We start from the raw sequence: 25,462 nt of genomic DNA on the forward strand, positions 1-25,462 counted from the left end.
TCATGAATGAACATTCATTTATTTTTTATGTATTTGAAGGGGGAATGAAGGTGGAAAAACCATGGTTGAAAAGTTATCCAGAGGAAATTCCAAGCACGATTTCTTATGATATTCAGCCGCTTCATAGATATGTAGAACAGATGGCTTCTCGCTATCCAGAAAAGAAAGCGCTTCACTTTTTGGGGAAGGATATTACATTTTCAAACTTCCATGATAAGGTGAAGAGATTTGCAAATTATCTTCAAAATCTCGGTGTGGAAAAGGGTGATCGAGTTGCTATTATGTTGCCGAATTGTCCGCAGGCTGTAATTGGTTATTACGGTACATTACTTGCGGGAGGTATCGTAGTACAAACAAATCCACTGTATACAGAAAGAGAGTTAGAATACCAGCTTCATGACTCAGGAGCCAAAGTAATTCTTTGTCTCGATTTAGTATTTCCAAGAGTAACGAATGTTCAATCTGCTACAAAAATTGAGCATATTATCGTAACTCGTATTGCTGACTTTTTACCTTTCCCTAAAAATCTATTGTATCCATTCGTGCAGAAAAAACAGTCGAATTTAGTTGTGAAAGTATCAGAGAGTGAAACGATTCACCTTTGGAATTCAGTAGAAAAAGAAGTGAATACGGATGTTGAAGTACCGTGTGATCCTGAAAATGATCTAGCTCTTTTACAGTATACAGGAGGAACAACTGGATTTCCGAAAGGCGTCATGTTAACGCATAAAAACCTCGTTTCTAACACGTTGATGGGGGTTCATTGGTTATATAATTGTAAAGAAGGAGAAGAAGTCGTTCTTGGTGTTCTTCCATTTTTCCACGTGTACGGTATGACGGCTGTTATGAATTTGAGTGTTATGCAAGGATACAAAATGGTTCTTATTCCAAAGTTTGATATGAAAATGGTTTTTGAAGCGATTAAGAAGCATAAAGTGACATTGTTTCCAGGGGCACCAACTATTTATATCGCTCTTTTAAATAGCCCGCTTTTAAAAGGATACGATATTTCGTCTATTCGTGCTTGTATTAGTGGCTCAGCACCACTGCCAGTAGAAGTACAGGAAAAGTTTGAAACAGTTACAGGTGGTAAATTAGTAGAGGGATATGGTTTAACAGAATCATCTCCGGTTACACATAGTAATTTTTTATGGGAAAAGCGAGTGCCAGGTAGCATTGGGGTTCCATGGCCAGATACAGAAGCAATGATTATGTCGCTTGAAACTGGTGAGGCATTACCACCAGGAGAAATTGGTGAAATTGTAGTAAAAGGGCCTCAAATTATGAAGGGGTATTGGAATAAGCCAGAAGAAACAGCCGCTGTATTACAAGATGGATGGCTCCATACAGGGGATGTTGGTTACATGGATGAAGATGGCTTCTTCTATGTGAAAGATCGTAAGAAAGATATGATTGTTGCGAGTGGATTTAATGTATATCCTCGTGAAGTAGAAGAGGTATTATATGAGCATGAAAAAGTGCAAGAAGTAGTGACGATTGGAGTTCCCGATCCGTACCGGGGAGAGACAGTTAAAGCATTTGTTGTGTTAAAAGAAGGTGCGGAGTGCTCTGAGGAAGAATTAAATCAGTTTGCGCGTAAATATTTAGCTGCCTATAAAGTGCCGAAAGTATATGAGTTTAGAGATGAACTGCCGAAAACGACAGTCGGAAAAATTTTACGCCGTGTCTTAATAGATGAAGAGAAAAGAAAGAATGAGGATGAGCAAACGGGCTAAGGCCCTTTCTTTTTGAAAAAATAGGATTGACACTTTTCTAAATAGTCAGTATTATAAGAATATGAATGACTATTCATTCAGTCATCTTCTTGAAGGGGACAGTAAAGTGAAGAAAAATAGACCGAAATACAATCAAATTATTGATGCGGCAGTCATTGTGATTGCGGAGAATGGGTACCACCAAGCGCAAGTTTCTAAAATAGCAAAGCAAGCTGGGGTAGCTGATGGCACGATTTATTTATATTTTAAAAATAAAGAAGATATATTAATATCCTTATTCCAAGAGAAGATGGGAGAATTTGTCGAAACAATTCGTCAAAAAACAGCAGGAATTGAAAGCGCTGTATCGAAGTTATTCATGTTGGTAGAAACGCACTTCTTGCTGTTGTCGCAAAATGATCCTCTTGCTATCGTTACGCAATTAGAGCTAAGACAGTCCAATCAAGACTTACGCCTAAAAATAAATGAAGTATTAAAAGGCTACTTACAAGTTATGGATGAGATTTTAGAGACAGGTATAAAGCAAGGTGAATTCCAAGCGGATTTAAATGTTCGCGTGGCAAGACAAATGATCTTTGGAACAGTAGATGAAGTTGTGACCAATTGGGTAATGAGCGATCATAAGTATGATCTGGTCGCACTTTCAAAAACGGTACATGGGCTACTTATTGCAGCCTGTGGTTATCGTCAATAATGGGAGGGATCATGTTGAAATTCCTATCTGTAAGAGTTGAAGATCATATCGCAGTGGCGACGTTAAATCATGCGCCGGCTAACGCGATGTCTTCACAAGTTATGCATGACGTTACTGAATTAATTGATCAAGTGGAGAAGGATGATAACATTCGTGTTGTTGTTATTCACGGTGAAGGGCGTTTCTTCTCGGCGGGAGCAGATATTAAAGAATTTACATCTGTTACTGAAGCGAAGCAAGCGACTGAATTAGCGCAGCTTGGACAAGTTACGTTTGAACGCGTTGAAAAATGTTCAAAACCAGTTATCGCGGCAATTCATGGAGCGGCACTTGGCGGCGGCCTTGAGTTTGCTATGTCTTGCCACATGCGCTTTGCAACTGAAAGTGCAAAACTTGGTTTACCTGAATTAACACTTGGATTAATTCCTGGATTTGCAGGTACACAGCGATTACCACGTTATGTTGGGAAAGCGAAAGCTTGTGAAATGATGTTAACAAGTACACCGATTACTGGTGCAGAAGCGTTAAAATGGGGACTTGTTAATGGAGTTTTTGCTGAAGAAACATTTTTAGATGATACGCTTAAAGTTGCAAAACAGATTGCTGGAAAAAGCCCAGCGACGACTCGTGCTGTACTAGAGTTATTGCAAACGACGAAATCATCTCATTATTATGAAGGTGTACAACGCGAAGCTCAAATCTTTGGTGAAGTATTTACGAGTGAAGATGGAAGAGAAGGTGTAGCAGCGTTTTTAGAAAAACGTAAGCCTTCATTTAGTGGCAGGTAGTTCAATTATTTTTTTAATATAAATTAACAGAAAATTAAAATTGATAGAATCTTTCTGAAAAACAAGGGGGTAAATGGAATGAACATCTACGTACTCATGAAACGAACATTTGATACAGAAGAAAAAATCGTAATTAAAAACGGTGCAATTTACGATGGCGAAGCGGAATTCATCATCAACCCTTACGATGAATATGCGATTGAAGAAGCAATTCAAGTAAGAGACGCACAAGGTGGAGAGGTTACTGTTGTAACAGTCGGTGGCGAAGATAGTGAGAAAGAACTTCGTACGGCATTAGCGATGGGCTGTGATAAAGCAGTATTAATTAATATTGAAGATGATGTAGAAAATGGTGACCAGTTCACAACAGCAAAAGTGCTTGCTGAATATTTAAAAGATAAAGATGCAGATTTAATTTTAGGCGGAAACGTTGCAATTGATGGTGCATCTGGACAAGTTGGCCCGCGTGTGGCTGAAGCGTTAAATATTCCGTACGTAACGACGATTACAAAACTTGAAATTGACGGTACAAACGTGAAGATTGAGCGTGATGTTGAAGGTGATACAGAAGTGATTGAAACTTCATTACCAGTTTTAGTAACAGCACAGCAAGGTTTGAATGAACCACGCTACCCATCGCTTCCAGGTATTATGAAGGCGAAGAAAAAGCCACTAGAAGAATTAGAATTAGATGATTTAGATTTAGAAGAAGATGATGTGGAAGCAAAGACAAAAACAATTGAAATCTATTTGCCTCCTAAGAAAGATGCAGGAAAAGTGTTACAAGGCGAGCTGCAAGATCAAGTAAAAGAACTTGTATCGTTGCTCCATACAGAAGCGAAAGTAATCTAATAAAATACGAAATTATATATGCAGGAGGGAAAATCTATGGCTCGTAAAGTATTAGTAATGGGTGAAGTTCGTGATGGATCGCTACGTAACGTTTCGTTTGAAGCGGTAGCAGCAGCAAAAACAATTGCAGAAGGCGGTGAAGTAGTAGGTCTTCTAGTTGGAGACAGCGTTGCCTCTTTTGCAAATGAATTGATTCATTACGGTGCAGATCGCGTTGTGACAGTTGAAAATGATAAATTAAAATCATATACATCTGACGGTTATGCACAAGCGTTTTTAGCTGTATATGCTGAAGAAAATCCAGAAGGTATCGTATTTGGACATACAGCACTTGGTAAAGATTTATCACCAAAATTAGCAGCGAAGCTTGAAGCTGGACTAGTTTCTGACGTAACTGCTTTAGAGGTTGAAGGTGGAAATATTATCTTCACTCGTCCAATTTACTCTGGTAAAGCGTTTGAGAAGAAGATTGTAACAGACGGCATCTTATTTGCGACAGTGCGTCCAAATAACATTGCAACGCTTGAAAAAGATGAGTCTCGCAGTGGTGATGTGTCTTCTATTACAGTAGATGTGAAAGACCTACGTACAATCATTCAAGATGTCGTCCGTAAGACAGCAGAAGGTGTTGACCTTTCTGAAGCGAAAGTTATTATCGCTGGTGGACGCGGTGTGAAGAGTGAAGAAGGATTCAAGCCATTAAAAGAGTTAGCTGACGTATTAGGCGGCGCTGTTGGGGCATCTCGTGGTGCTTGTGACGCTGAGTATTGCGATTACTCATTACAAATTGGTCAAACTGGTAAAGTTGTTACGCCAGACCTATACATTGCATGTGGTATTTCTGGTGCGATTCAGCATCTAGCTGGTATGTCTAACTCAAAAATAATCGTTGCGATTAATAAAGACCCAGAAGCAAGCATCTTCAAAGTAGCTGACTATGGTATTGTTGGCGATCTATTTGAAGTCGTACCTCTTTTAACAGAAGAGTTTAAAAAGTTAAAAGTACATTCATGATTTGAGTACCCTTGAGTTCCAAGTGAAGTACCCCTATATATAGAAAAAGGTGAGAGATCCCCTGTCTCTCATCTTTTTAGTATTTTATCCGTATTTTTATATAGTATAAAGGAACACTTTTTTGTTACAATACATAACGATACATATTATTCGCCACGTATATAAGTTAATGATATACTCTTGGTAGAATATACTTGAAGGAGGAAATAAAATGGCAATTGTAAACGCAAATGACCAAAGCTTCGCAGCTGAAACTAGCGAAGGTGTTGTATTATTAGATTTCTGGGCACCTTGGTGTGGACCTTGTAAAATGATCGCTCCTGTATTAGAGGAAATTGATGCAGAACTAGGCGAAAAAGTAAAAGTAGTAAAAGTAGACGTGGATGAAAACCAAGAAACTGCTCGTCAATTCGAAGTAATGAGCATTCCAGCTCTTTTCGTATTAAAAGACGGTAAAGTAGTTGATCAAGCGTTAGGTTACAAACCGAAAGAAGCGTTAGTAGAATTAGTTTCTAAACACTTCTAAAATAAAGGGCTACCATTTGGTAGCTTTTTTTATTTTCCTTTTTTACACCTTTCCGTTACAATAAAAGAACGTATGTTGGGTGTTTTGGCATAGTATGTTTTCATGTGAAAATAAAAATGCTAAGCATGTAGAAATGGAGGGTAACGAGTGCACGAACATTTAAAAGAAAAATTGGCTATTTTACCAGATCAACCTGGTTGTTATTTAATGAAAGATAAGCAAGGAACGGTTATATATGTCGGAAAGGCAAAAGTGCTTAAAAATCGTGTGCGCTCGTACTTTACTGGTTCACATGATGGAAAAACACTTCGGCTTGTAGGAGAAATTGTAGATTTTGAATATATTGTAACCTCCTCAAATCTAGAGGCTCTCATTTTAGAGCTAAACTTAATAAAAAAACATGATCCAAAATATAATATTCAATTAAAAGATGATAAAACATATCCTTTCATTAAAATTACAGCTGAAAAACAGCCGCGATTACTCATTACGCGAAACGTAAAAAAGGATAAAGGAAAGTATTTTGGTCCTTATCCGAATGCACAATCAGCTCATGAAACGAAAAAACTGCTAGATCGTATGTATCCGCTTCGTAAGTGCTCAAATATGCCCGATAAAGTTTGTTTATATTATCATATGGGTCAATGTTTAGCACCTTGTGTGAAAGAAGTGACGGAAGAACAAAATAAAGAAATTGTAGATGAAATTATTAAATTTTTAAATGGTGGACATAAAGAAGTTCGGACAGAATTAGAAACAAAGATGTATGAAGCTTCAGAAAAACTAGAATTTGAACGTGCAAAAGAGTTACGTGATCAAATTGCGCATATCGATGCGATTATGGAAAAACAAAAGATGATTATGAGTGACTTAGTGGATCGTGATGTGTTTGGGTATGCAGTTGATAAAGGATGGATGTGTGTCCAAGTTTTCTTCGTTCGAAAAGGAAAGCTAATTGAACGTGATGTTTCTATGTTTCCAATCTACGATGAACCAGAAGAGGGATTTTTAACGTTTATCGGTCAATTTTATGAAAACAGTAGTCATTTTAAACCGAAGGAAGTTGTCGTTCCAGGAAGTATAGACTCAGAGTTAGTAGAGCGCTTTTTAGAAGTGGAAGCAACGCAGCCGAAACGTGGTAAGAAAAAAGACCTTGTAGAATTAGCAAATAAAAATGCGAAGATTGCTCTTGAAGAGAAATTCTACTTAATTGAACGTGATGAAGAGCGAACGATTAAAGCGGTAGAGAATTTAGGGAAGCAGCTCGGAATCGAAACACCATATCGTATTGAAGCGTTTGATAACTCAAATATTCAAGGGACAAATCCTGTTTCAGCAATGATTGCCTTTATAGATGGGAAACCAGCTAAGAAAGAATACAGGAAATATAAAATTAAAACGGTTCAAGGACCAGATGATTATGAGTCTATGAGAGAAGTTGTGAGACGTCGTTATACAAGGGCACTGAAAGAGAATTTACCTTTACCAGATTTAATCGTTATTGATGGCGGAAAAGGCCATTTGGCGGCTGCGAGTGATATTCTAGAAAATGAGCTCGGTTTATACATTCCGAAGGCAGGGCTTGTAAAAGATGACAAACATAAAACATCCCATTTAATTATTGGAGATCCACCTGAACCTGTGATGCTGGAGAGAAATAGCCAAGAATTTTATTTATTGCAGCGTATTCAAGATGAAGTGCATCGATTTGCAATTACATTCCATCGTCAATTACACGGAAAATCTGTCATTCAATCGGCACTCGATGATATTCCTGGAATTGGAGATAAACGAAAAAAGATATTGCTGAAACATTTTGGGTCGCTAAAAAAGATGAAAGAAGCTTCTGTAACAGAATTTGTCGAAGCAGGTATGCCGAAAAATGTCGCAGAGACGATTTATACTTATTTAGCGGATAAGAAGACGTTGTAGTTTACAACGTCTTCTATTTTCTGGTATAATTTCTGAAGATTTAAAATAAAGATAACTGAATGAAAATACAAAAAAGTCAACTAAACTTATATGTCTAGTTGACTGTAGGTAATGCTACACTTCAATGAGATCTTTTATATCCCATTTCACAAGAAATGTAATAGAGTCTGAACGTTTTTTCTTTTCTTCGTAGGACTCTGCAACGACGTTTCGTTGCTTTTGAATTTGTTCAGCGATGAATCCAGCTTCTAATTGATAAGAAGAATGTCTTTTTTGTTTTTGACGTTCAGCAATGAGTGTGCCTTTAAGTTGGAACTGCATTTCACGACGCTTATGTTCAATAATGCTTAAAGTGCCCCAGCCAGCTTTTTCAAAGAACTGAATGACTTCTTCAATTGTTTCTAGTGGATATTTTCTTGCAAGATTTCTACCGGACCAGTATAAAATACCATCTAAATCGTTACCGATTAAATCAGGTAGTAATTCTTCACGTAGCAATTCATAAGCGAAGGCGTTCAATGAAACATCTTCTAAAGATGTTGTATCGATTGTATTTTTACTCACAATATTCCCCTCTTTCTATAGGGATTATTATATAACATTTCTCATTTATAAAAACAGATTTTTCTTTAGGAAAATCTGAATATATAAGAAGAAAAAAAGAATTGGCAAATTATATGCAAATTATGTATACGTTTTCTTGACGCTTCGACAAAAATAGGAGTAAAATGAACTTGGTATCAAATTATGCTGAAATATTTCGAATAATTTTTTCAGTTTTTCTTATGCCAATAGTGAAAAAACATTATTGCCATAAACTAATCTGAAAACAGCAGTCAATCATTCAAGGGGGGTAATGGGGACATGAAAGGCCGCGAGTATACGTTTCGTAAGTGGCACTCATTAATGGGGGTCATCCCGGTTGGTGTCTTTTTGACGCAACATTTAATTGTAAACAACTTTGCAACACGAGGAGCAGAGGCTTTTAACAAAGCTGCAGGCTTTATGGAGCTCCTTCCATTCCGGTATGCGCTAGAAATTTTCATTATCTTTTTACCAATACTGTACCATGCTATATATGGCTTATATATTGCATTTACAGCTAAGAACAATGCGGTTTCTTACGGTTATTTCCGTAACTGGATGTTTGTCTTCCAAAGAATTTCAGGTATCGTTACGCTGATCTTCATTTCTTGGCACGTCTGGGAAACTCGTATTCAAGCAATGTTAGGTAAAGAGGTAAACTATGATATGATGGCAGATATTTTAAACAATCCAGCTATGTTTGCATTCTACTTAGTTGGTGTTGTTTCAACGATTTTCCACTTTGCAAATGGACTATGGACATTCTGCATCAGCTGGGGAATTACAGTATCTCCACGTTCACAAAGAATCTCTACTTATGTAACATTAGCTATTTTCTTAGGTCTATCTTATGTAGGTGTGAGTGCATTATTAGCGTTCATCGATCCACAGCTAGCAAACCAGTAAGGAGTGGGAGAGCATGAAAGGGAAACTTATAGTAGTCGGCGGTGGCTTGGCTGGCTTAATGGCAACGATTAAAGCGGCGGAAGCAGGAGTAAATGTTGAACTGTTCTCTTTAGTACCAGTAAAACGTTCGCATTCTGTATGTGCCCAAGGTGGAATTAACGGTGCCGTAAATACAAAAGGTGAAGGGGATTCTCCATGGATCCACTTTGACGATACAATTTATGGTGGGGACTTCTTAGCGAACCAACCACCAGTTAAAGCAATGTGTGAAGCAGCACCTGGTATCATCCATTTAATGGACCGTATGGGTGTTATGTTCAACCGTACGGAAGAAGGTCTTCTTGATTTCCGTCGTTTTGGTGGAACACAACATCACCGTACAGCATTTGCTGGTGCAACAACTGGACAGCAATTACTATACGCATTAGATGAGCAAGTACGTCGTCACGAAGTAGCAGGACTTGTAACGAAATATGAAGGTTGGGATTTCTTACGAGCTGTTGTGGATGACGAAGGTGTGTGCCGAGGAATCGTTGCACAAGACTTACAAACTATGGAGATTAAAAGTTTCCAAGCTGATGCCGTGATTATGGCAACAGGGGGCCCTGGTATCATCTTTGGAAAATCAACTAACTCTATTATTAATACAGGTACAGCAGCTTCTGCTGTATATCAACAAGGCGCATATTATGCAAACGGTGAGTTCATTCAAATTCATCCAACGGCAATTCCTGGAGACGATAAATTACGTCTTATGAGTGAATCAGCACGTGGTGAAGGTGGACGTGTTTGGACATATAAAGATGGTAAACCATGGTACTTCTTAGAAGAAAAATATCCGGCTTACGGAAACCTTGTACCTCGTGATATCGCAACGCGTGAAATCTTTGATGTTTGCGTAGAGCAAAAACTAGGTATTAACGGTGAAAACATGGTGTACTTAGATCTTTCTCATAAAGATCCGAAAGAACTAGATATTAAACTTGGTGGAATCATTGAAATCTATGAGAAATTTACAGGTGATGATCCTCGTAAACTACCAATGAAAATCTTCCCAGCTGTTCACTATTCAATGGGCGGACTATGGGTTGATTATAAGCAGATGACAAGCATTCCAGGTTTATTTGCAGCAGGTGAGTGTGATTATTCTATGCACGGTGGTAACCGCCTTGGTGCGAACTCACTATTATCAGCAATTTACGGTGGTATGGTAGCAGGACCAAACGCAATTGAATATATGAAAGGTCTTACTAAATCATCAGATGCTGTTTCATCTACTGTGTATGAGCAAAATGAATTGATCGAAACAGAGAAATTTAACAATATTTTAACGCTCGATGGTAACGAAAATGCATATGTTCTTCATAAAGAGCTTGGAGAATGGATGACAGATAACGTAACAGTAGTTCGTGAAAATAAAAAGTTATTAGAAACAGATGCAAAAATTGAAGAGTTAATGGCTCGTTACAAACGTATTAACATTAACGATACAGCAAGATGGAGTAATCAAGGTGCTTCATTTACACGCCAACTTGCAAATATGTTTGAGTTAGCACGTGTTATTACAATTGGAGCGTATAACCGTAATGAGAGCCGTGGGGCGCATTACAAACCTGAATTCCCAAATCGTGATGATGCAAACTTCTTAAAAACTACGATGGCGAAATTTGAAGGGGAAGGAAATGCACCAGCATTCCATTACGAAGACGTGGATGTTTCATTAATTAAACCACGTAAACGTGATTATTCTTCAAAACATGATGTAGCTGCTAAGGGTGAAGAGAAGGGGGATAAACAACATGTCTGAGAAAACAATCCGCCTCATCATTACGAGACAAGACGGGCCAGACGCGCAAGCGTTTGACCAGGAGTTTGAAATTCCGTATCGTCCAAATATGAATATTATTTCGGCGCTTATGGAAATTCGTCGTAATCCTGTTGATTCAAAAGGAAACGACACGACTCCGATTGCATGGGATATGAACTGTTTAGAGGAAGTATGTGGCGCATGTTCGATGGTGATTAACGGAAAACCACGTCAATCATGTACAGCTCTTATTGATCAGTTAGAACAACCAATTCGCTTAAAGCCGATGAAGACATTCCCAGTTGTACGTGACTTACAAGTTGACCGTAGTCGCATGTTTAACGCTCTAAAACGCGTTAAAGCTTGGATTCCGATTGATGGTACGTATGACTTAGGACCAGGACCAAGAATGCCTGAGAAGAAACGTCAATGGGCTTATGAGCTTTCAAAATGTATGACATGTGGTGTTTGCTTAGAGTCATGTCCAAACGTAAATAGTAAATCTGACTTTATTGGACCAGCACCGTTATCACAAGCTCGTTTATTCAACTCACATCCAACGGGTGAAATGCATAAAGCAGATCGCTTACGTGCAATTATGGGAGATGGAGGACTTGCAAACTGTGGTAACTCTCAAAACTGTGTGCAATCATGTCCAAAGGGTATTCCATTAACAACTTCAATTGCGGCATTAAACCGTGATACAACAATTCAATCGTTCAAAGATTTCTTTGGTAGCGACAATAACTATTAATAAATATTGCCTCTTCAACATGAAGAGGCAATATTTATAAGTTTATTTTTCTGTTTATTCTGTTTATTATAAGGGTGAAAAGGAGATGGATTAATGAAGAGGATTTCTTATATTGAAGACTTTGAGCAATGGGAAAGTGGTTTTTCATTTTACAATCCTGTAAAAGTTCGTTTTGGTGAAGTAGATATGTTTGGACATGTAAATAATGTCGTTGCCTTTACCTACTTTGAAGAAGCGCGTATCGCATTATTTAAAGAACTTGGATTTATGCAGGAATGGACGCATGAATCTTCAGAAACGATGATTGTTGTTGCGGATTTACAATGTAATTTTATTAAGCAAATATATTTTGATGAACAGTTGAAGGTGTATGTAAAAGCGAGATCGGTTGGGAATTCTTCTTTAGATTTGCATTATATGGTAAAAAATGCAGAAGGAGAAGTTTGCTTAGTTGGTCGTGGAATGATGGTGCAAGCATCGAAAAAAACGGGTAGAGGCGAACCGTGGCCTGAAGAGTGGAAGAAAAAATTACTACAATAATAGAGTGAAAGAAAAATAAGAGAGCAAGTTGCTCTCTTATTTTTTGTCTTCCATCGCTTCTTCTAATGTTAAATGATGTTTATATATGTATGTAGCGTATGGATTTCCAACGTAGCGTAAATGCCACGGTTCATATGAATATTCTGTTGTTTCTGTTTTGTCTTCTAAATAACGAATAACAAAGCCAAATTCATGGGCATGTTTTGCAACCCATTTTCCTTCGGCTGTCTCTCCAAAAATAGGCTCTAATTGGAATTTAGCAGATTTTGAACTAATATCCATTGCTAAACCAGTTTGATGTTCACTTGTACCAGGAATGGCGCTTACTGAATCAGCTTCAGCTTTTCCTTGACGTCTAACGTATGTATCATGTAATGATTTTTGGCGTTTGTATGAACGATAACCAGATACAGCTGTAAGTTCCAGTCCTTCTTTCCGTGCCGCTTCAAACATATTTTCAAGCGCATTTGCAGCATCTTCGCGCAGCAATGTTTTTTCTTTATCTTTTGGGCTAGTAAATGGTACGTTTGGTCTTGTTAAGTCTTCAGGTGTGTATCCGTCTGGTAGTTTTCGATGTTTATTAACTAAGACAAGATTAGAATCTGGATTTGTTACAACGGAAAAATCATTGTCTAGCTTCTTTGCATTATGATTAGCTTTTGGAAAAGCAGGAATCTCTTCTTTTTGGTGATTACTATGCTGTTGACTTTCGACAGCTTTCGCCCCATTTTGTAGTGGTGATTTAGAACTAAAGTAAGCGAAAGAAGTGATACCGATTACAATAGTAGCGGCAGAAATAATGATTATTTTTTTCATGATGCCTTGTAATCACAGTCCTTTCTTAATAAAATATGTATTGTTTTTATTATAAGTCTAGTTTGTTGAAAAAGAAATATAAGAGTCGTAACGTAATAGAAATGCAAAGAAAATGTCAGAAAATGTGTGAAATTGTATTGTTTTTTCATTTAATTCATTTCTTATCTTTCATGAAATGAATTTTTTATGTAATATATATACATAAGAAGATGTAGCGATTATCGAGAATAAAGAACTTCTTGTATAGACTAGGAGTGAATGGGAATGGATTTTGCAACAATTATTGGACTTATTTTAGGATTTGTAGCAGTGGTAGTAGGGATGGTCGTCAAGGGCGCTGACGTAACAGCCTTATTGAATCCTGCCGCAGCATTAATTATTTTTATCGGTACATTTGCTGCAGTATGTATAGCATTTCCGATGAATCAACTAAAAAGGGTTCCAAAATTATTTAAAGTTCTTTTTGGTTCAAATAAAAAGGATTTAAGTTATGAACAGTTGCTAGAATTATTTGTTCATTGGACATCAGAAAGTAGAAAATACGGTATTTTGTCTTTAGAGCAACAATTAGACAAAATTCAAGATGAATTTCTTTTGCGTGGTATGAAATTTGTGATTGATGGCGTATCCGCAGAAGATTTAGAGCAGATTTTAGAAGCTGAATTAGAAGCAATTGAAGAAAGGCATGCAAAAGGAGCGGCAATTTTTTCACAAGCTGGTACATATGCGCCGACATTAGGGGTTTTAGGTGCTGTTATCGGTCTTGTAGCTGCACTTGGCAATTTAACTGATATTGAAAAGTTAGGACACGCTATTTCAGGTGCGTTTATTGCGACGATTTTTGGTATTTTCTCAGGTTATGTATTATGGCATCCATTTGCAAATAAGTTAAAACAAAAATCTGCAGCTGAAATCGAGAAAAAACGTTTAATTATTGATTGTTTATTAATGTTACAAGAGGGTACATATCCGTTTATTATGAAGAACCGCATTTTAGGTTCACTTTCTGCAACTGAGCGTAAAAAGCTAGAAAAAGGAGCAGAAAAAAATGCGGAGTAAGAAAAATAGAAGAGGCAAAAAGAAAAAACATGATGAGCATATCGACGAAACTTGGTTAATTCCATATTCTGATATGTTAACGTTGTTATTTGCATTGTTCATCGTTTTATTCGCAATGAGTAGTATAGATGCTGCGAAGTTTAAACAGATGGCAGTTGCTTTTCGAAGTGAATTAGCCGGTGGAACAGGTAACAAAGAATTTTTAAGTGATCAAAAGCCAAATGATGAAAAAGAATTATCAGCAAGTAGCCTTGAGGCAGAACAAGCAAAAAAACAAGAAGAAGCTAGAGCGAAAGAAAAAAAAGAGATGGATGAATTGAAAGCATTACAAAAAAAGATTGATCAATATATTAATGAAAAACAATTATCCTCTTCTTTTCAAACTAAATTAACTGAAAAGGGATTAATGGTGACAATATTAGAGAATATACTGTTTGATTCGGGGAAAGCAGATGTGAAATTAGAATCTTTAGGGATTGCAAAAGAGATGTCTAGCTTACTTGTTTCAGCGTCACCTCGTGAAATTACAGTATCGGGTCATACGGATAATGTCCCTATTGCCAATGCGCAGTTTGCGTCGAACTGGGAATTAAGTACGCAGCGGGCAGTTAATTTTATGCAAGTATTACTGCAAAATAAAGAATTACAACCAGAAAAATTTAGTGCGATTGGTTATGGAGAATATCGTTCGATTGCTCCAAACGATACACAAGAAGGAAAGGCAAAGAATAGACGTGTGGAAGTATTCATCTTGCCTTTAACAGAGAAAGTAAAATAAAAGAGGATGGCGAATGCCACCCTCTTTTATTTTGCATCAAATGATTTTAAGTTGTCATGGCGGATTTTATCTTTTTCTGCATCTGATTTTTTGAAATCATACTCATATAAAGCGCCTTCCCAATCACCATACATTGGATTCGGGAAAATAATAAATTTCTCACCAAATTGTGTTTTTGAATCTGTAACTGCTTGATTTCGATCTTTTACAGTTTTTCCATCAAAACCAGTGAAATCAGATAAGTTATCACCGAAGAATAAGACGATATCATGTGTTTGCGAAACGAGTTCACGGCGTTTTTCTTTTCCTTTTTCTTTCGGATCTTGCAATAATATATGTTCTTTCGTTGCTTGAGGAGCACCTACACGCTCAAGATTTTTAATTGTTGCATCTAGTTGGTTCGTTTTACGATTTGAGATGTAGTAAATATCTACCCCTTTAGACTCCGTATATTTTAAGAAATCAATTGAGCCTGGAAGGGCTTCAGCCTCAGCCTTATTAATCCAGTCATCCCATTTATACGGATAACCTTTCCCTGTTTTTACGCTCATTGCTTGATGAGGACTGTTGTCTAAAACCGTTTCATCTAAATCAAGTACGATAGCAGGTTTTTTCTCTGTCCCTTTTGCAAGAGCTGCATCAAGCTTCAATTGACCGATATTGTACCCTTGGTAATAAAGTGCTTTCGTTTCGCCAGCTGTTTGATACCATAAATCAGCCATGAGTTGCTGGTCTGTTAATTTTACTTTCTCTTCTTTCGCCACAGTTTTCTCTTGTGTTCCTGAACATGCTACAAGTGATGTAGATAGAACCGCTACAGATAATAAAGTGGTAATGCCCCTCTTCATCTTCATATGTATCCTCCTTGATGTTAGAAAATCAGTTAATATTATATATCGAAAAATAATATTTTTTGTATGAACATTTGCATATTGTCTTTTGTATATATAGTAGTATGTCCTATATTAGAAAGATGAGAAAAATAGTGGGAATTATTTTGACAAGTTTAATTGTCGAAATGACAATAATAATTGACAAATCATGCGATAATATTTACAATTTTAACTAAATAGAACAAATGATGGATTAAGGAGATGTTACATATTAAGAGGATGAAGTGTAGTGCTATATTTTATCTTGTATAAACATAGTTTTTGAAAGAGAGTATGAATGATACTAAAGGGGAGGCTTTATACTTTGAGTTTACAAATTCAAAACTTAACGAAACAATTTGGGGAATCAAAAGCAGTTAATGGCTTGCAAATTTCGTTACCAAAAGGTGAAGTGCTAGGATTACTTGGCCGAAATGGTGCAGGGAAAACAACGACAATCAAAATGCTTCTCGGATTATTAACGCCTAATGAAGGCTCTATTACATGGGATGGAAAATCATTTGGGACTAGTGGGATAACGATTGGATATTTACCAGAAGAAAGAGGTTTATATACAAAAAGTAGAGTAATAGACCAGTTGCGATATTTTGGTAGATTAGAAGGAATGACGAAAAAAGAAGTAGATCTTGCTATTGATCACTGGTTAGAGCGATTAGCCATACCGGAATATAAATTTAAAACGGCAGGAGAGCTTTCAAAAGGGAACCAGCAAAAAATCCAATTAATTGCTGCCCTTCTTCATAATCCTGAACTTCTCATTTTAGATGAACCGTTTAGCGGACTTGATCCAGTGAATGCTGGGATGTTAGCTAGCATCATTGAAGAACAAGTACAGAGCGGAAAGACAATTATTTTGTCTAGTCATCGTATGGAACAAGTAGAGGCTTTTTGCCAACATGTATGTATTTTGAAAAAAGGCGAAGCAGTCGTAAAAGGCCAGTTAAGTGATATTAAAAAAGAATACGGTTTCCGTAATTTAACGATTGAAGATACAGAAGAGAATGAGAAGGGATTAGCGGCTATTCATGTATCGTATGAAAAACAACAAGGCCTTCTTTATGTGCAAGTACAAGATGATGCAGAAGCTCTAAAGATTTTACAACAGTTACAAGAACAAGGTGTTACTTTACGACAATTTAAAATGTTAGAGCCGACGTTAAACGAAATCTTTGTAGAGAGGGCGAAATAACGATGCGTAAATTTTCTCACGTATTTTCATTTTATTTTAGAGAAGCATTTTTATCTAAAAAATCATTAATTACGAGTGCGATTTTATTTTTAGTTGTGTTTGGACTTTTTGCCTTTAATCATTTCACAGCTGATAATGATAAAGGAAAAGATAAATTTGCTGTAGTAACTGAAAGCGATATTTATAAAGTGCAAGAAAGTGATATAACAAAGTTACTTCCGTCTGCTAAAGTAACTGTAGAAAATAAGGATAAGTTTAATGAGCTACGTAAGCAAGTGGAAGATGGGAATTTAGACGGTTTATTCCGTATTACAGAAAAGAATGGTATTCCAGAAGTGACGTATATGTATAGTGGTTTTCCGAGCCAATCAACGGCTACACTTATGGCAAGTTATTTAAAGGAACAGTATACAGCGGTAATGATTGAAAAAAATAATGTATCTGCTGAAGTAGCAAAACAGTTACAAATGGAAATTCCGTTAAAGCAAGAGGCAGTAAAGGATCATGCATCTTCCTTTGGAATTGGTTATGTTTTCTCGTTTGCTTTATATATGTTTATTATTGTGTTTGGAACTGCAATTGGGACGACGATAGCATCTGAAAAGTCATCTCGTGTTATGGAGTTAATGCTTCCGAAAGTAAGACCATTAACAATGCTACATGCTAAAATTTTAGCAATTGTTTCTAGTGCTTTACTATTACTTGTTATTGCCTCCTTCGGTTTTCTCGTACCATATTTATTAGGTTGGGTAGACTTAGAAAATGCATCTTTAGTGGGACTTACACTAGACTTTTCTAAATTGGATGCTGTAGTAATTAGTATGTTTGTTGTGTATTTTGTTATGGGTTACTTACTATACGCAATGTTATATGCAGCGGTTGGTGCTGTTGTATCAAAAATTGAGGATGTGCAATCTCTTTCGTTTCCAATTACAATGTTAGGGATAGCAGCATTTTTCATTAGTATTAAATCATTATTTGATCCTAATAGTACATTAGCTGTAGTTAGTTCGTATATTCCTTTCTTTACACCTATGGTTACATTTTCGAGGCTTGTAGCAGGTGAAGCCGGTACTGTAGAGATTATTGTGACATTAGTCATTTTATTGGTGACTATCGCTATCGTCAATATGCTTGCAAGCCGCATTTACGTAAACGGCGTAATGAATTACTCAGATAAAGTGAAATTTAAAGATTTAGCGAAATTTATAAAGCGTCAATAATGAGAGAAAAGCATGATTTCCTATTGAAATCATGCTTTTTCTTTATGTATAAATTAAAAATAGTATATAATAATAAGAGTCGTCTTTTAATAGAATGAATACAAAGGAGGGTGTGCAGATGGGGATTAGTAGTCGTTTTACAGTAGGTGTTCATATGTTGACATTACTTGCGATAGATCGAAACTCTCGCTGTACCTCTGAATGGATTGCTGGTAGTGTGAATACAAATCCGGTTGTGATTCGTCGCATTACAGGAATGTTGAAGAGAGCAGGACTTGTTGATGTACAAGCTGGTAAAGGTGGTACGACACTTGCTCGTGATTTAGAAGAAATTACATTACTTGATGTATATAAAGCAGTGGAAGTTGTAGAAGAAGGGCAGCTATTTTCCTTCCATGAAAATCCCAACATTGAATGTCCAGTAGGAGCTAATATTCAATCAGTATTAGAAATTATTTTAATGCAAGCGCAAGAAGCGATGGAAAACGTACTTGCAAATGTAACGGTAGATCAATTGGTTACAAACTTAAAGTCTAAAATGAAAGAGTAAAAAAGCGAGCATCCTCATAATGAGGGCTCGCCTTTTTTTGTTCAGAAATATTGAAAATTCTATTTTTCAGTATTTAAAATGAATTTACCAACAATAGCTGCTACGATACCACCAAGAATTGGTGCAACGATGAATACCCATAGTTGAGAAAGTGCTTCTCCGCCAGCGAATAAAGCTGGTGCTATACTACGAGCTGGGTTAACAGAAGTTCCAGTTAACGGAATTCCTAATAAGTGAACTAACACTAATGTGAAACCAATTACTAATCCTGCTAGAGAAGAACTTCCTTTTTTACCTGTTACAGCAACGATTACTAATACGAATACGAAAGTTAAAATAAATTCAACTAGAAATGCTCCAGATAAACCAAGAGTTCCGAAACCATTTTGTCCTAAATTATCTAAAGGTGTTTTAGCAGATTTTAAAATTGTTACTAACGTTGCAGTTCCTAATAAACTACCTAAAATTTGAGCTAATACATAATAACAAAGTTCCATAGCGTTCATTCTTTTGTTGATGAACATAGCTACTGATACTGCTGGGTTAATGTGACATCCAGAAATTGTTCCGATGCTATATGCCATAGCTACAATAGATAGACCGAAAGCCATAGCGATTCCTAATGTTCCAATTCCTTCAATTCCGCCGCCGATGACAGCTACTCCAGTTCCGAATAATACAAGTACAAATGTACCAATAAATTCAGCGATTGCTTTTTTTAACATAATTTACCTCCTAATATTGCACATGAAACGTATTATAACATAGGTTTTAGTATAAACAGCTAATGAAATACTATTCTGATAAGGCGAAATAGGGGGACAATGAAAAAAGAGTATGGTTCTTTGTTATAGAACCATACTCTTTTTTATGCTGTTTTTTTCTGTTTAACGGCTGGAACAGAACGGTTTAAAATACTATTTGCAACCATTCCTAACATAATAATAATCATTCCAAGTAGGGAAAGCCCGCCAGGAAATGAACCATTTAAGAAAATAATTTCGCCAAGTACGGTAAAGACCATTGTTCCGGCTTGCGTTGCTTCAACAGCTCCAAGTAGAGCGAGGTTATCTTTTGCTAAGTCAGTAGCAAAGAAAAATGTCATCGTTGCAATTACTCCTGAACATAATGCTAACAAAAACCCTTGCAACATTTGGCTGGATGTTGGAATACCGGTAGTAGAAAATCCGTATATACCAAGTAAAATTGTTATAGGAAGACTGCCGATTGCCATTCCTAATACACGTTGAAACGTATCCAGACGCCCGCCAACAAGTTCCATCATTTTTCTGTTGCCGAATGGATATAAGAAGGCTGCTACTACGACAGGTAAAAATCCTGAAATAAACTGAGTCATTGTAATATGACCTGCAGCAGTTGCTTGCATACAAATTACACCAAGTAAAATAAATAGTGCGACATATAAACTACGAAGTGGAATTTTTCCACGTACAAGTTTTGTGCCTGATTTCGTTTCTATTTTAATGAAGAATAATGGTGATAAAAGTAAACCTGCTAATATAGTAACTTGCCAAGTTCCAGCAACGAGCCATGCTGGAGAAAAGACAGCCGCGAAACTTAATAAAGAATAGAAGCCAATACCAGCAACGGAACCCCATCCGATCCATGCTAATGGATGCTTCTTTAATTCTTCCCATAAACCCCTTAAGTTTTTGCGAAATAAAACGATAAGGAATAAAATAGGGAGAGCAAATAAAAAGCGGAAGGAAGCTGTCCAAGCCCAGCTCGTTCCAGACACATTCATCGCTCTGTTAATAATAAAGGTTGCGGAAAAAAAGGCTGATGATAAAAGGCCTAATAAAATTGCGCGCATGAAGTATAGCACTCCTTTCGGAATTTGATGATTATGTATAGTATAATATACATAAAATTAATAAAAGTAAACTATTTTATACTTTAAGGTGGTTTTATAGATGAAAGAACATGAAGATATGCAAACGAAAGAAGTCATTCAGCAAGTAGGTCAGTTATTAAGACAAATTCGAAATGAACAAAAATTAAGTTTAGAAGAATTAGCTCAAAAAACAGGGGTTAGTAAATTAACATTAGGAAAGATTGAAAGAGGCGAAACGAATCCGACGTTAGCTGTCATTTGGAAAATAACGAAAGGGTTATCGATTCCTTTATCGAGATTGATGGTTGTTGGGGAACCTGTAGCTGTTGCGCGCTGCGGTGAAGGATTTGCAGTAGATGCAGGACAAGCATGGCATTTAGAAACGATGTTTCGTTATACGAAAGAAACAGGGATGGAGATGCACCGTGCTTGTTTAAGATCGAATAGTATATATGAACCAGAAGCTCATCATGAAGGTGCTATTGAGCTTGTAACGGTAATGAAAGGGAAAGTATCGATTCAAGTAGAAAGCGATGTATACGAATTAAATGAGTTTGACTCTATTCAATTTGAAGCGAACAAGAAACATAGTTATAAGAATGAAGAAGATGAAGTAGCAGTATTACATTTAACGATGAAATATTCTTCATGAAAAAATATCCTATAGATTTTCTATAGGATATTTTTTGTGCGCTATGCTCAAATAAATGAAAGAATGTTATTAGTAAGAGCGTGGCATAAGTAATAAACAAATGAAATAAACTAAAAACCCCGTCCCAAAACATAAAATAGCAATGACCCAAAGTATGCGAATGAGAGTAGAGCTAATATCAAAATATTCTCCTAAACCACCGCATATACCAAATAGCATTTTATCAGTTTCGGATTTACATAATCTTTTTGACATCTTCCAATCCCTCCTTTTTATGACAAGCTATATATTTCTATTCTATATGGAAATTTATGAGAAGACTATGAGGTTGTATTACATTTTTTTATAAAGTGAATCGTATTTTACAATTTAGATGTGAGGTCATATAAACAATAAATCTAATTTATAGCGCAGTATAATAGTTTACGATAAAAATAAAAAGGCCTTAGGTAGCAAAATTTAAGCTACCAAAAAGGCCTCATATTATTGTTTCATTTTATAGTTGAATTGTTGATGTATCCAATGTGAAAACAGATAACAAATACTTAGTGAAAGAGTAACCGCTATACTAACCCAAATGCTCGTTAAAGGACCGATTAAGAAGTAAACTACATAACCGGTAAGAGCACCAATAATCGAGATGAGCGGTATAATGATGCTGATTTTTTGCTTGTTGAAAATAACGAATAATATTGTGATGATAAGAGATGTATAAAGAATACCAAAGAAAAAAATAATTTCTAAAATAGTATAGTTTGTAGTAATTGTAATGAAAAAAGCTAAAAATCCGATAGTGATAGAAATAAAATGAGTTGTATATAATTTGAAATTTATTTTTGTAGGTATCATCGGTATAAAATCTCGAATGAGTTTAGTAAATCCATGCATCCAAGAAATAAAACTAGATGTTATTGCGCTTAACGAACCGATAACGAGCAGAAAAAATAAAATGATAAATTCTATTTTTTTTGGAAGCTGGACTAGAAGATCGTATAAATGATCTAAGCTCCCACTAAAGATAACTATCATAATTAGAGAAGCGAACGCCAAGGGGATAGTAATCCATATAAATCCTGATAGTAAAAAAGTTGGAATAATTTTTTTAGGATGAATACGGAAAGCTTTATCCCAAGATGCAGGGCTTATTAATACTCTTCCTGTTTCAATGAGAATACCGGCAGTAAGAAAATATATTCCGTTTATATTTTCATAAAATAGCAAGTACGGGTGATATAAGCGGATTCCATCGTATACATGGGTAATGCCATCTTGCACAAAAAAATAAATTGGAATAATGATCATAGTAGAAAACATTAATACAGTTTGCATAATAGCCATTTTAGTAAATAGCTTAGCGTTACTTAATATTACGAATATTGTACAAAGGGTAATGAAAAGGAAAGAACCCAATGTATATGGAATATGGAAAAAAACATTAAGTAAAATACTAGCAACTTTCGTTTGAATGAACATACTTTCTATACTTAATAGAACAAGGAAAGAGCATACAATTATATATCCTTTGTGAGAAAGTTTATAAGATAAGTAATCGTGAATGGATTCTCCTTCTGGGAATGTAGAACGTATTTTTTTTATTAAAATCCCCAATAAAATAAGAGTAAAAGGGCCAATCATCGCATAAAGAATACCAGCGATTAGCCCATAATTAATAATCGATTCAGGTAAAGCGAGTGTTGATATACTTGCGACCCATTTAGATAATAAAAGAACAGTACCAGTTCCGATACCTAATTGTAAAGGTGTGAAAGCTGAGTTGTTTTTCGCCACAATTTATCCCTCGCCTCTATATTCTTTCGGAGTCATTCCGGTCATTTTACGAAAAACAGTACTGAAATAATGCTGACTATTAAAACCAGATCGTTCAGAGATTTGAGAGATACACCAATGTGGGTGTTCCGTTAAATATTTCTGTGACATTTCAATACGAAATTGCATGATATATCCGGAAAATGAAATACCTACTTCTTCATGGAACCTTCGGCTTAAATAAGTCGGATTTGTATGTACTTTAGCTGCGATGTCTGCTAAGTGTAGTTTGTCATGAAAGGTTTCATGGATGATGTCTAATGTATCTTGAATAATACGTGAGTAGGAAGGAGTATTGGAATTTCCTTTGTACTTTTGTAATATATCAATGAGTTCTTTTTCTATAATTGGCTTTGTTATATAGTCAATAACTCCTAGACGAATAGATTGTTTTGCATAATCGAAATTTTGATATGCGGTTACGATGATGATATCCAAGTTAGAGTTTTTATTTTTTAATTTTTCACCTAGTTGTAGGCCGGATATTCCTGGAAGGTGAATATCTAAAAGTGCTAAATGAATCGAGAATTTTTCATTTATACGTAAAGCTTCATCCGCATCTAAGGCTAGATGCAGTGTCCAATTAGGAAATTGACGGTGGATAAGAAATTCTAATTGTTCCAGTTCCAATGGTTCGTCATCTACTAATAGCACGTTCATTTTTGTATTACCTCCTCTGTGTTTTTTTCTGTGATGAAAGGCCATGTGATTTCTACTTTCGTGCCGTTCTCTTTTGTAGAGAGGAAAGAGAACGTAGTTTGTTCTTGAAAGAATAACTGAAATCGTTGTTTTATATTTTCAAGTCCGTACCCGCTCTCTTCCGTATGGGAAGTAAATGGTTCGTTTTGAGTACCGTTGTCGGATACTAGAAGTGTAATTCGGTTATTTGTATTGTATAGATGAATATTTAAAATTGCTTGACCAGCTTTTTTTTCTAGCCCATGTTTAAAGGAATTCTCAACTAACGTTTGAATAACGAAAGGTGGAATATGGGCATTATGTAAATCTTCAGAAGAGATAATGCTTACTGAAAGCCTTGAGCGAAATCGCATTTTTTGAATCTCAATATAATAATTCGTATATGTTAGTTCTTCAGAAATAGGAATTAACAAATCTGTTGTTTTATATTTCCCTTTTAAAAATAGAGAAAAGATCTCGAGTGATTTGACAACTTCATCTGTTCTCTGTAGACGAGCTAAGCTTAAAATTGTATTTAATGTATTGAATAAAAAATGAGGCTGAATTTGTTGCGTAAGTTGATGATATAAAGACTGTTGCAACTCTCGTTCTAGTGCTATTTTTTTCTTTTCACTTTCTAGTAAATCGATTCGTTTTTCAAAAATAAATAAACATAATAAAATAATAGCTCCAAAAATTGGAGCTAAGACAAGTATAGTTATTAATACAGCAAATGCTTCATAAGTTAACATACATACCTCAATCTTGTTTTTTATTATTATACTAAAGTGTTGTAAATATTTCTATTATTCAGACTCGAATCAAATGATATGACAGGCTACTTTATGATCTTCGCTTATAGATTGAAAGCTTGGTTGCTGCGTAGCGCATTTTTCAATGGCATACGGACAACGAGTATGAAAACGACAGCCTTTTGGCGGGTTTAGAGGAGAGGGGAGGTCTCCTTTAAGTTCAATACGCTCTTTTTTCGTTCCTGCACTAATGGTAGGAATTGCTGAGAGAAGCGCTTTTGTGTAAGGGTGTTGTGGATTGTTAAAAAGAGAATGTTTATCGGCAATCTCCACAATGGTACCAAGGTACATTACAATGATGCGATCTGATATGTGACGAACGACAGCTAAGTCGTGAGAGATGAATAAATATGTTAATCCATATTGTTGTTGCAAATGCTTTAATAAATTTAAAACTTGTGCTTGCACTGAAACATCTAAGGCGGAGACAGCCTCGTCACAAATAATGAGTTTTGGATTTACAGCTAAGGCGCGTGCGATTCCGATTCTTTGCCGTTGACCACCGCTAAATTCATGTGGATAGCGCTTCACTGCGTCAGGTGGAAGACCAACTTTCCCGAGCAGCTCAATAACTTTCGCCCTTCTTTCACCTTTTGGATATACGTTTTGAATGGCCATAGCTTCTTCTAAAATGCTCCCTACAGTTTGCCTAGGGTTTAAAGAAGCAAAGGGATCTTGAAAAATAACTTGTAAATCTTTTCGAACCTTTCGCATTGCTGAGTTATTTAATGCTAGTAAATCCTTGTCTTGAAAAATAATTTTTCCACTTGTTGCTTCATCAAGGCGCAATATTGCACGCCCAGTGGTGGATTTTCCGCAACCAGATTCACCAACAATACTAACAGTTTCCTTTTCGTAAATTGTAAAGCTAATATCGTCAACCGCTTTAATATAGCTAATAGAGCGTCCTAGAATTCCTTTTTTTATAGGGAAGTATTGTTTCAAGTTTTGTACTTGTAATAACTCTCGTTTATTGATTTGCGTAGCAGTAGACAT

General features: G+C 36.1%; 27 protein-coding genes. 17 read left to right on the plus strand and 10 right to left on the minus strand.

Going from position 1 to position 25,462, the window contains the following annotated elements:
* The first annotated feature begins 50 nt into the window (after positions 1-50).
* The 7 genes from VF726_RS07980 to uvrC all read left to right on the plus strand — a co-directional run bounded on the left by VF726_RS07980 (position 51) and on the right by uvrC (position 7,542).
* A complete protein-coding gene (locus tag VF726_RS07980; RefSeq protein WP_440167243.1) occupies positions 51-1,736 on the plus strand; it encodes a long-chain-fatty-acid--CoA ligase in 1,686 nt (561 codons plus the stop codon).
* Between the two features lie 106 nt (positions 1,737-1,842).
* Positions 1,843-2,430 carry a TetR/AcrR family transcriptional regulator gene (locus tag VF726_RS07985; protein ID WP_000742223.1) on the plus strand — a complete coding sequence of 196 codons (588 nt, stop codon included), beginning with the start codon at positions 1,843-1,845 and terminating at the stop codon, positions 2,428-2,430.
* A gap of 11 nt (positions 2,431-2,441) precedes the next feature.
* Positions 2,442-3,218 carry an enoyl-CoA hydratase gene (locus VF726_RS07990; RefSeq protein WP_000911295.1) on the plus strand — a complete coding sequence of 259 codons (777 nt, stop codon included), beginning with the start codon at positions 2,442-2,444 and terminating at the stop codon, positions 3,216-3,218.
* Between the two features lie 78 nt (positions 3,219-3,296).
* Positions 3,297-4,070, plus strand: a complete 774-nt coding sequence (gene etfB / locus VF726_RS07995) for an electron transfer flavoprotein subunit beta (RefSeq protein ID WP_001029030.1) — start codon at positions 3,297-3,299, stop codon at positions 4,068-4,070.
* A 36-nt stretch (positions 4,071-4,106) separates the two neighbouring features.
* Positions 4,107-5,084, plus strand: coding sequence for an electron transfer flavoprotein subunit alpha (etfA, locus tag VF726_RS08000; RefSeq protein ID WP_429600486.1), 978 nt, complete (start codon positions 4,107-4,109; stop codon positions 5,082-5,084).
* Between the two features lie 211 nt (positions 5,085-5,295).
* On the plus strand, positions 5,296-5,610 hold the full coding sequence (gene trxA, locus VF726_RS08005) for a thioredoxin (RefSeq protein WP_001018943.1): 315 nt from the start codon (positions 5,296-5,298) through the stop codon (positions 5,608-5,610).
* 147 nt (positions 5,611-5,757) lie between these two features.
* Positions 5,758-7,542 carry an excinuclease ABC subunit C gene (gene uvrC, locus VF726_RS08010; protein ID WP_440167249.1) on the plus strand — a complete coding sequence of 595 codons (1,785 nt, stop codon included), beginning with the start codon at positions 5,758-5,760 and terminating at the stop codon, positions 7,540-7,542.
* Positions 7,543-7,656: 114 nt separating this feature from the next.
* Here uvrC and VF726_RS08015 read toward each other — a convergent pair whose 3' ends face one another.
* Positions 7,657-8,106, minus strand: coding sequence for a YslB family protein (locus VF726_RS08015; RefSeq protein ID WP_000042224.1), 450 nt, complete (start codon positions 8,104-8,106; stop codon positions 7,657-7,659).
* Positions 8,107-8,406: 300 nt separating this feature from the next.
* On the opposite strand from VF726_RS08015, the gene sdhC reads away from it, so the two are divergent.
* From sdhC to VF726_RS08035, 4 genes are all read left to right on the plus strand, one after another.
* Complete coding sequence (sdhC, locus tag VF726_RS08020; RefSeq protein WP_000678354.1) at positions 8,407-9,033, plus strand: succinate dehydrogenase cytochrome B558; 627 nt, start codon at positions 8,407-8,409, stop codon at positions 9,031-9,033.
* A gap of 13 nt (positions 9,034-9,046) precedes the next feature.
* Entirely contained in the window at positions 9,047-10,840 is a 1,794-nt protein-coding gene (gene sdhA, locus VF726_RS08025; RefSeq protein ID WP_048531519.1) for a succinate dehydrogenase flavoprotein subunit, read from the plus strand.
* Positions 10,833-11,594 (plus strand): succinate dehydrogenase iron-sulfur subunit, encoded by a 762-nt coding sequence (gene sdhB, locus VF726_RS08030; protein ID WP_048531517.1) that lies wholly within the window; start codon positions 10,833-10,835, stop codon positions 11,592-11,594. The genes sdhA and sdhB overlap by 8 nt, the downstream gene beginning before the upstream one ends.
* Before the next feature lie 93 nt (positions 11,595-11,687).
* Entirely contained in the window at positions 11,688-12,134 is a 447-nt protein-coding gene (locus VF726_RS08035) for an acyl-CoA thioesterase (protein ID WP_440167253.1), read from the plus strand.
* A 36-nt stretch (positions 12,135-12,170) separates the two neighbouring features.
* On the opposite strand, the gene VF726_RS08040 is transcribed toward VF726_RS08035, so the two are convergent.
* Complete coding sequence (locus tag VF726_RS08040) at positions 12,171-12,950, minus strand: M15 family metallopeptidase (RefSeq protein ID WP_440167255.1); 780 nt, start codon at positions 12,948-12,950, stop codon at positions 12,171-12,173.
* Positions 12,951-13,214: 264 nt separating this feature from the next.
* On the opposite strand from VF726_RS08040, the gene motA reads away from it, so the two are divergent.
* A complete protein-coding gene (motA, locus tag VF726_RS08045; RefSeq protein ID WP_000344858.1) occupies positions 13,215-14,009 on the plus strand; it encodes a flagellar motor stator protein MotA in 795 nt (264 codons plus the stop codon).
* Complete coding sequence (gene motB / locus VF726_RS08050) at positions 13,999-14,787, plus strand: flagellar motor protein MotB (protein WP_001256734.1); 789 nt, start codon at positions 13,999-14,001, stop codon at positions 14,785-14,787. Before motA ends, motB begins: the two co-directional genes overlap by 11 nt.
* 26 nt (positions 14,788-14,813) lie before the next feature.
* Here motB and VF726_RS08055 read toward each other — a convergent pair whose 3' ends face one another.
* Positions 14,814-15,641: a 5'-nucleotidase, lipoprotein e(P4) family gene (locus tag VF726_RS08055; RefSeq protein WP_440167258.1), complete on the minus strand. Its 828-nt coding sequence runs from the start codon at positions 15,639-15,641 to the stop codon at positions 14,814-14,816.
* Between the two features lie 343 nt (positions 15,642-15,984).
* Between VF726_RS08055 and VF726_RS08060 the strand changes: the two genes are divergently transcribed.
* The 3 genes from VF726_RS08060 to VF726_RS08070 all read left to right on the plus strand — a co-directional run bounded on the left by VF726_RS08060 (position 15,985) and on the right by VF726_RS08070 (position 18,642).
* Positions 15,985-16,869: an ABC transporter ATP-binding protein gene (locus VF726_RS08060; protein ID WP_440167260.1), complete on the plus strand. Its 885-nt coding sequence runs from the start codon at positions 15,985-15,987 to the stop codon at positions 16,867-16,869.
* Positions 16,870-16,871: 2 nt separating this feature from the next.
* Positions 16,872-18,092, plus strand: coding sequence for an ABC transporter permease (locus VF726_RS08065; RefSeq protein WP_440167262.1), 1,221 nt, complete (start codon positions 16,872-16,874; stop codon positions 18,090-18,092).
* Positions 18,093-18,210: 118 nt separating this feature from the next.
* Positions 18,211-18,642 (plus strand): Rrf2 family transcriptional regulator, encoded by a 432-nt coding sequence (locus VF726_RS08070; protein ID WP_000512998.1) that lies wholly within the window; start codon positions 18,211-18,213, stop codon positions 18,640-18,642.
* A gap of 59 nt (positions 18,643-18,701) precedes the next feature.
* On the opposite strand, the gene VF726_RS08075 is transcribed toward VF726_RS08070, so the two are convergent.
* Together VF726_RS08075 and VF726_RS08080 are read right to left on the minus strand one after the other, a co-directional pair.
* Positions 18,702-19,367 carry an MIP/aquaporin family protein gene (locus VF726_RS08075; protein ID WP_440167266.1) on the minus strand — a complete coding sequence of 222 codons (666 nt, stop codon included), beginning with the start codon at positions 19,365-19,367 and terminating at the stop codon, positions 18,702-18,704.
* Between the two features lie 143 nt (positions 19,368-19,510).
* Positions 19,511-20,476: a DMT family transporter gene (locus VF726_RS08080; RefSeq protein WP_440167268.1), complete on the minus strand. Its 966-nt coding sequence runs from the start codon at positions 20,474-20,476 to the stop codon at positions 19,511-19,513.
* A 100-nt stretch (positions 20,477-20,576) separates the two neighbouring features.
* On the opposite strand from VF726_RS08080, the gene VF726_RS08085 reads away from it, so the two are divergent.
* The gene (locus VF726_RS08085; protein ID WP_087957097.1) at positions 20,577-21,149 is read left to right on the plus strand and encodes a helix-turn-helix domain-containing protein; all 573 of its coding nucleotides are present in this window, start codon (positions 20,577-20,579) and stop codon (positions 21,147-21,149) included.
* 69 nt (positions 21,150-21,218) lie between these two features.
* On the opposite strand, the gene VF726_RS08090 is transcribed toward VF726_RS08085, so the two are convergent.
* The 5 genes from VF726_RS08090 to VF726_RS08110 all read right to left on the minus strand — a co-directional run bounded on the left by VF726_RS08090 (position 21,219) and on the right by VF726_RS08110 (position 25,462).
* Entirely contained in the window at positions 21,219-21,404 is a 186-nt protein-coding gene (locus VF726_RS08090; RefSeq protein ID WP_000044335.1) for a PspC domain-containing protein, read from the minus strand.
* A gap of 228 nt (positions 21,405-21,632) precedes the next feature.
* Positions 21,633-22,937 (minus strand): sodium:solute symporter, encoded by a 1,305-nt coding sequence (locus VF726_RS08095; RefSeq protein WP_440167271.1) that lies wholly within the window; start codon positions 22,935-22,937, stop codon positions 21,633-21,635.
* Between the two features lie 3 nt (positions 22,938-22,940).
* Positions 22,941-23,636 (minus strand): response regulator transcription factor, encoded by a 696-nt coding sequence (locus tag VF726_RS08100; RefSeq protein ID WP_440167273.1) that lies wholly within the window; start codon positions 23,634-23,636, stop codon positions 22,941-22,943.
* A complete protein-coding gene (locus VF726_RS08105) occupies positions 23,633-24,406 on the minus strand; it encodes a sensor histidine kinase (RefSeq protein ID WP_440167275.1) in 774 nt (257 codons plus the stop codon). Before VF726_RS08105 ends, VF726_RS08100 begins: the two co-directional genes overlap by 4 nt.
* Before the next feature lie 69 nt (positions 24,407-24,475).
* Positions 24,476-25,462: an ABC transporter ATP-binding protein gene (locus VF726_RS08110; RefSeq protein ID WP_440167277.1), complete on the minus strand. Its 987-nt coding sequence runs from the start codon at positions 25,460-25,462 to the stop codon at positions 24,476-24,478.

The sequence above is a fragment of the Bacillus sp. Brlt_9 genome, assembly GCF_051948935.1.
GTDB lineage: Bacteria > Bacillota > Bacilli > Bacillales > Bacillaceae_G > Bacillus_A.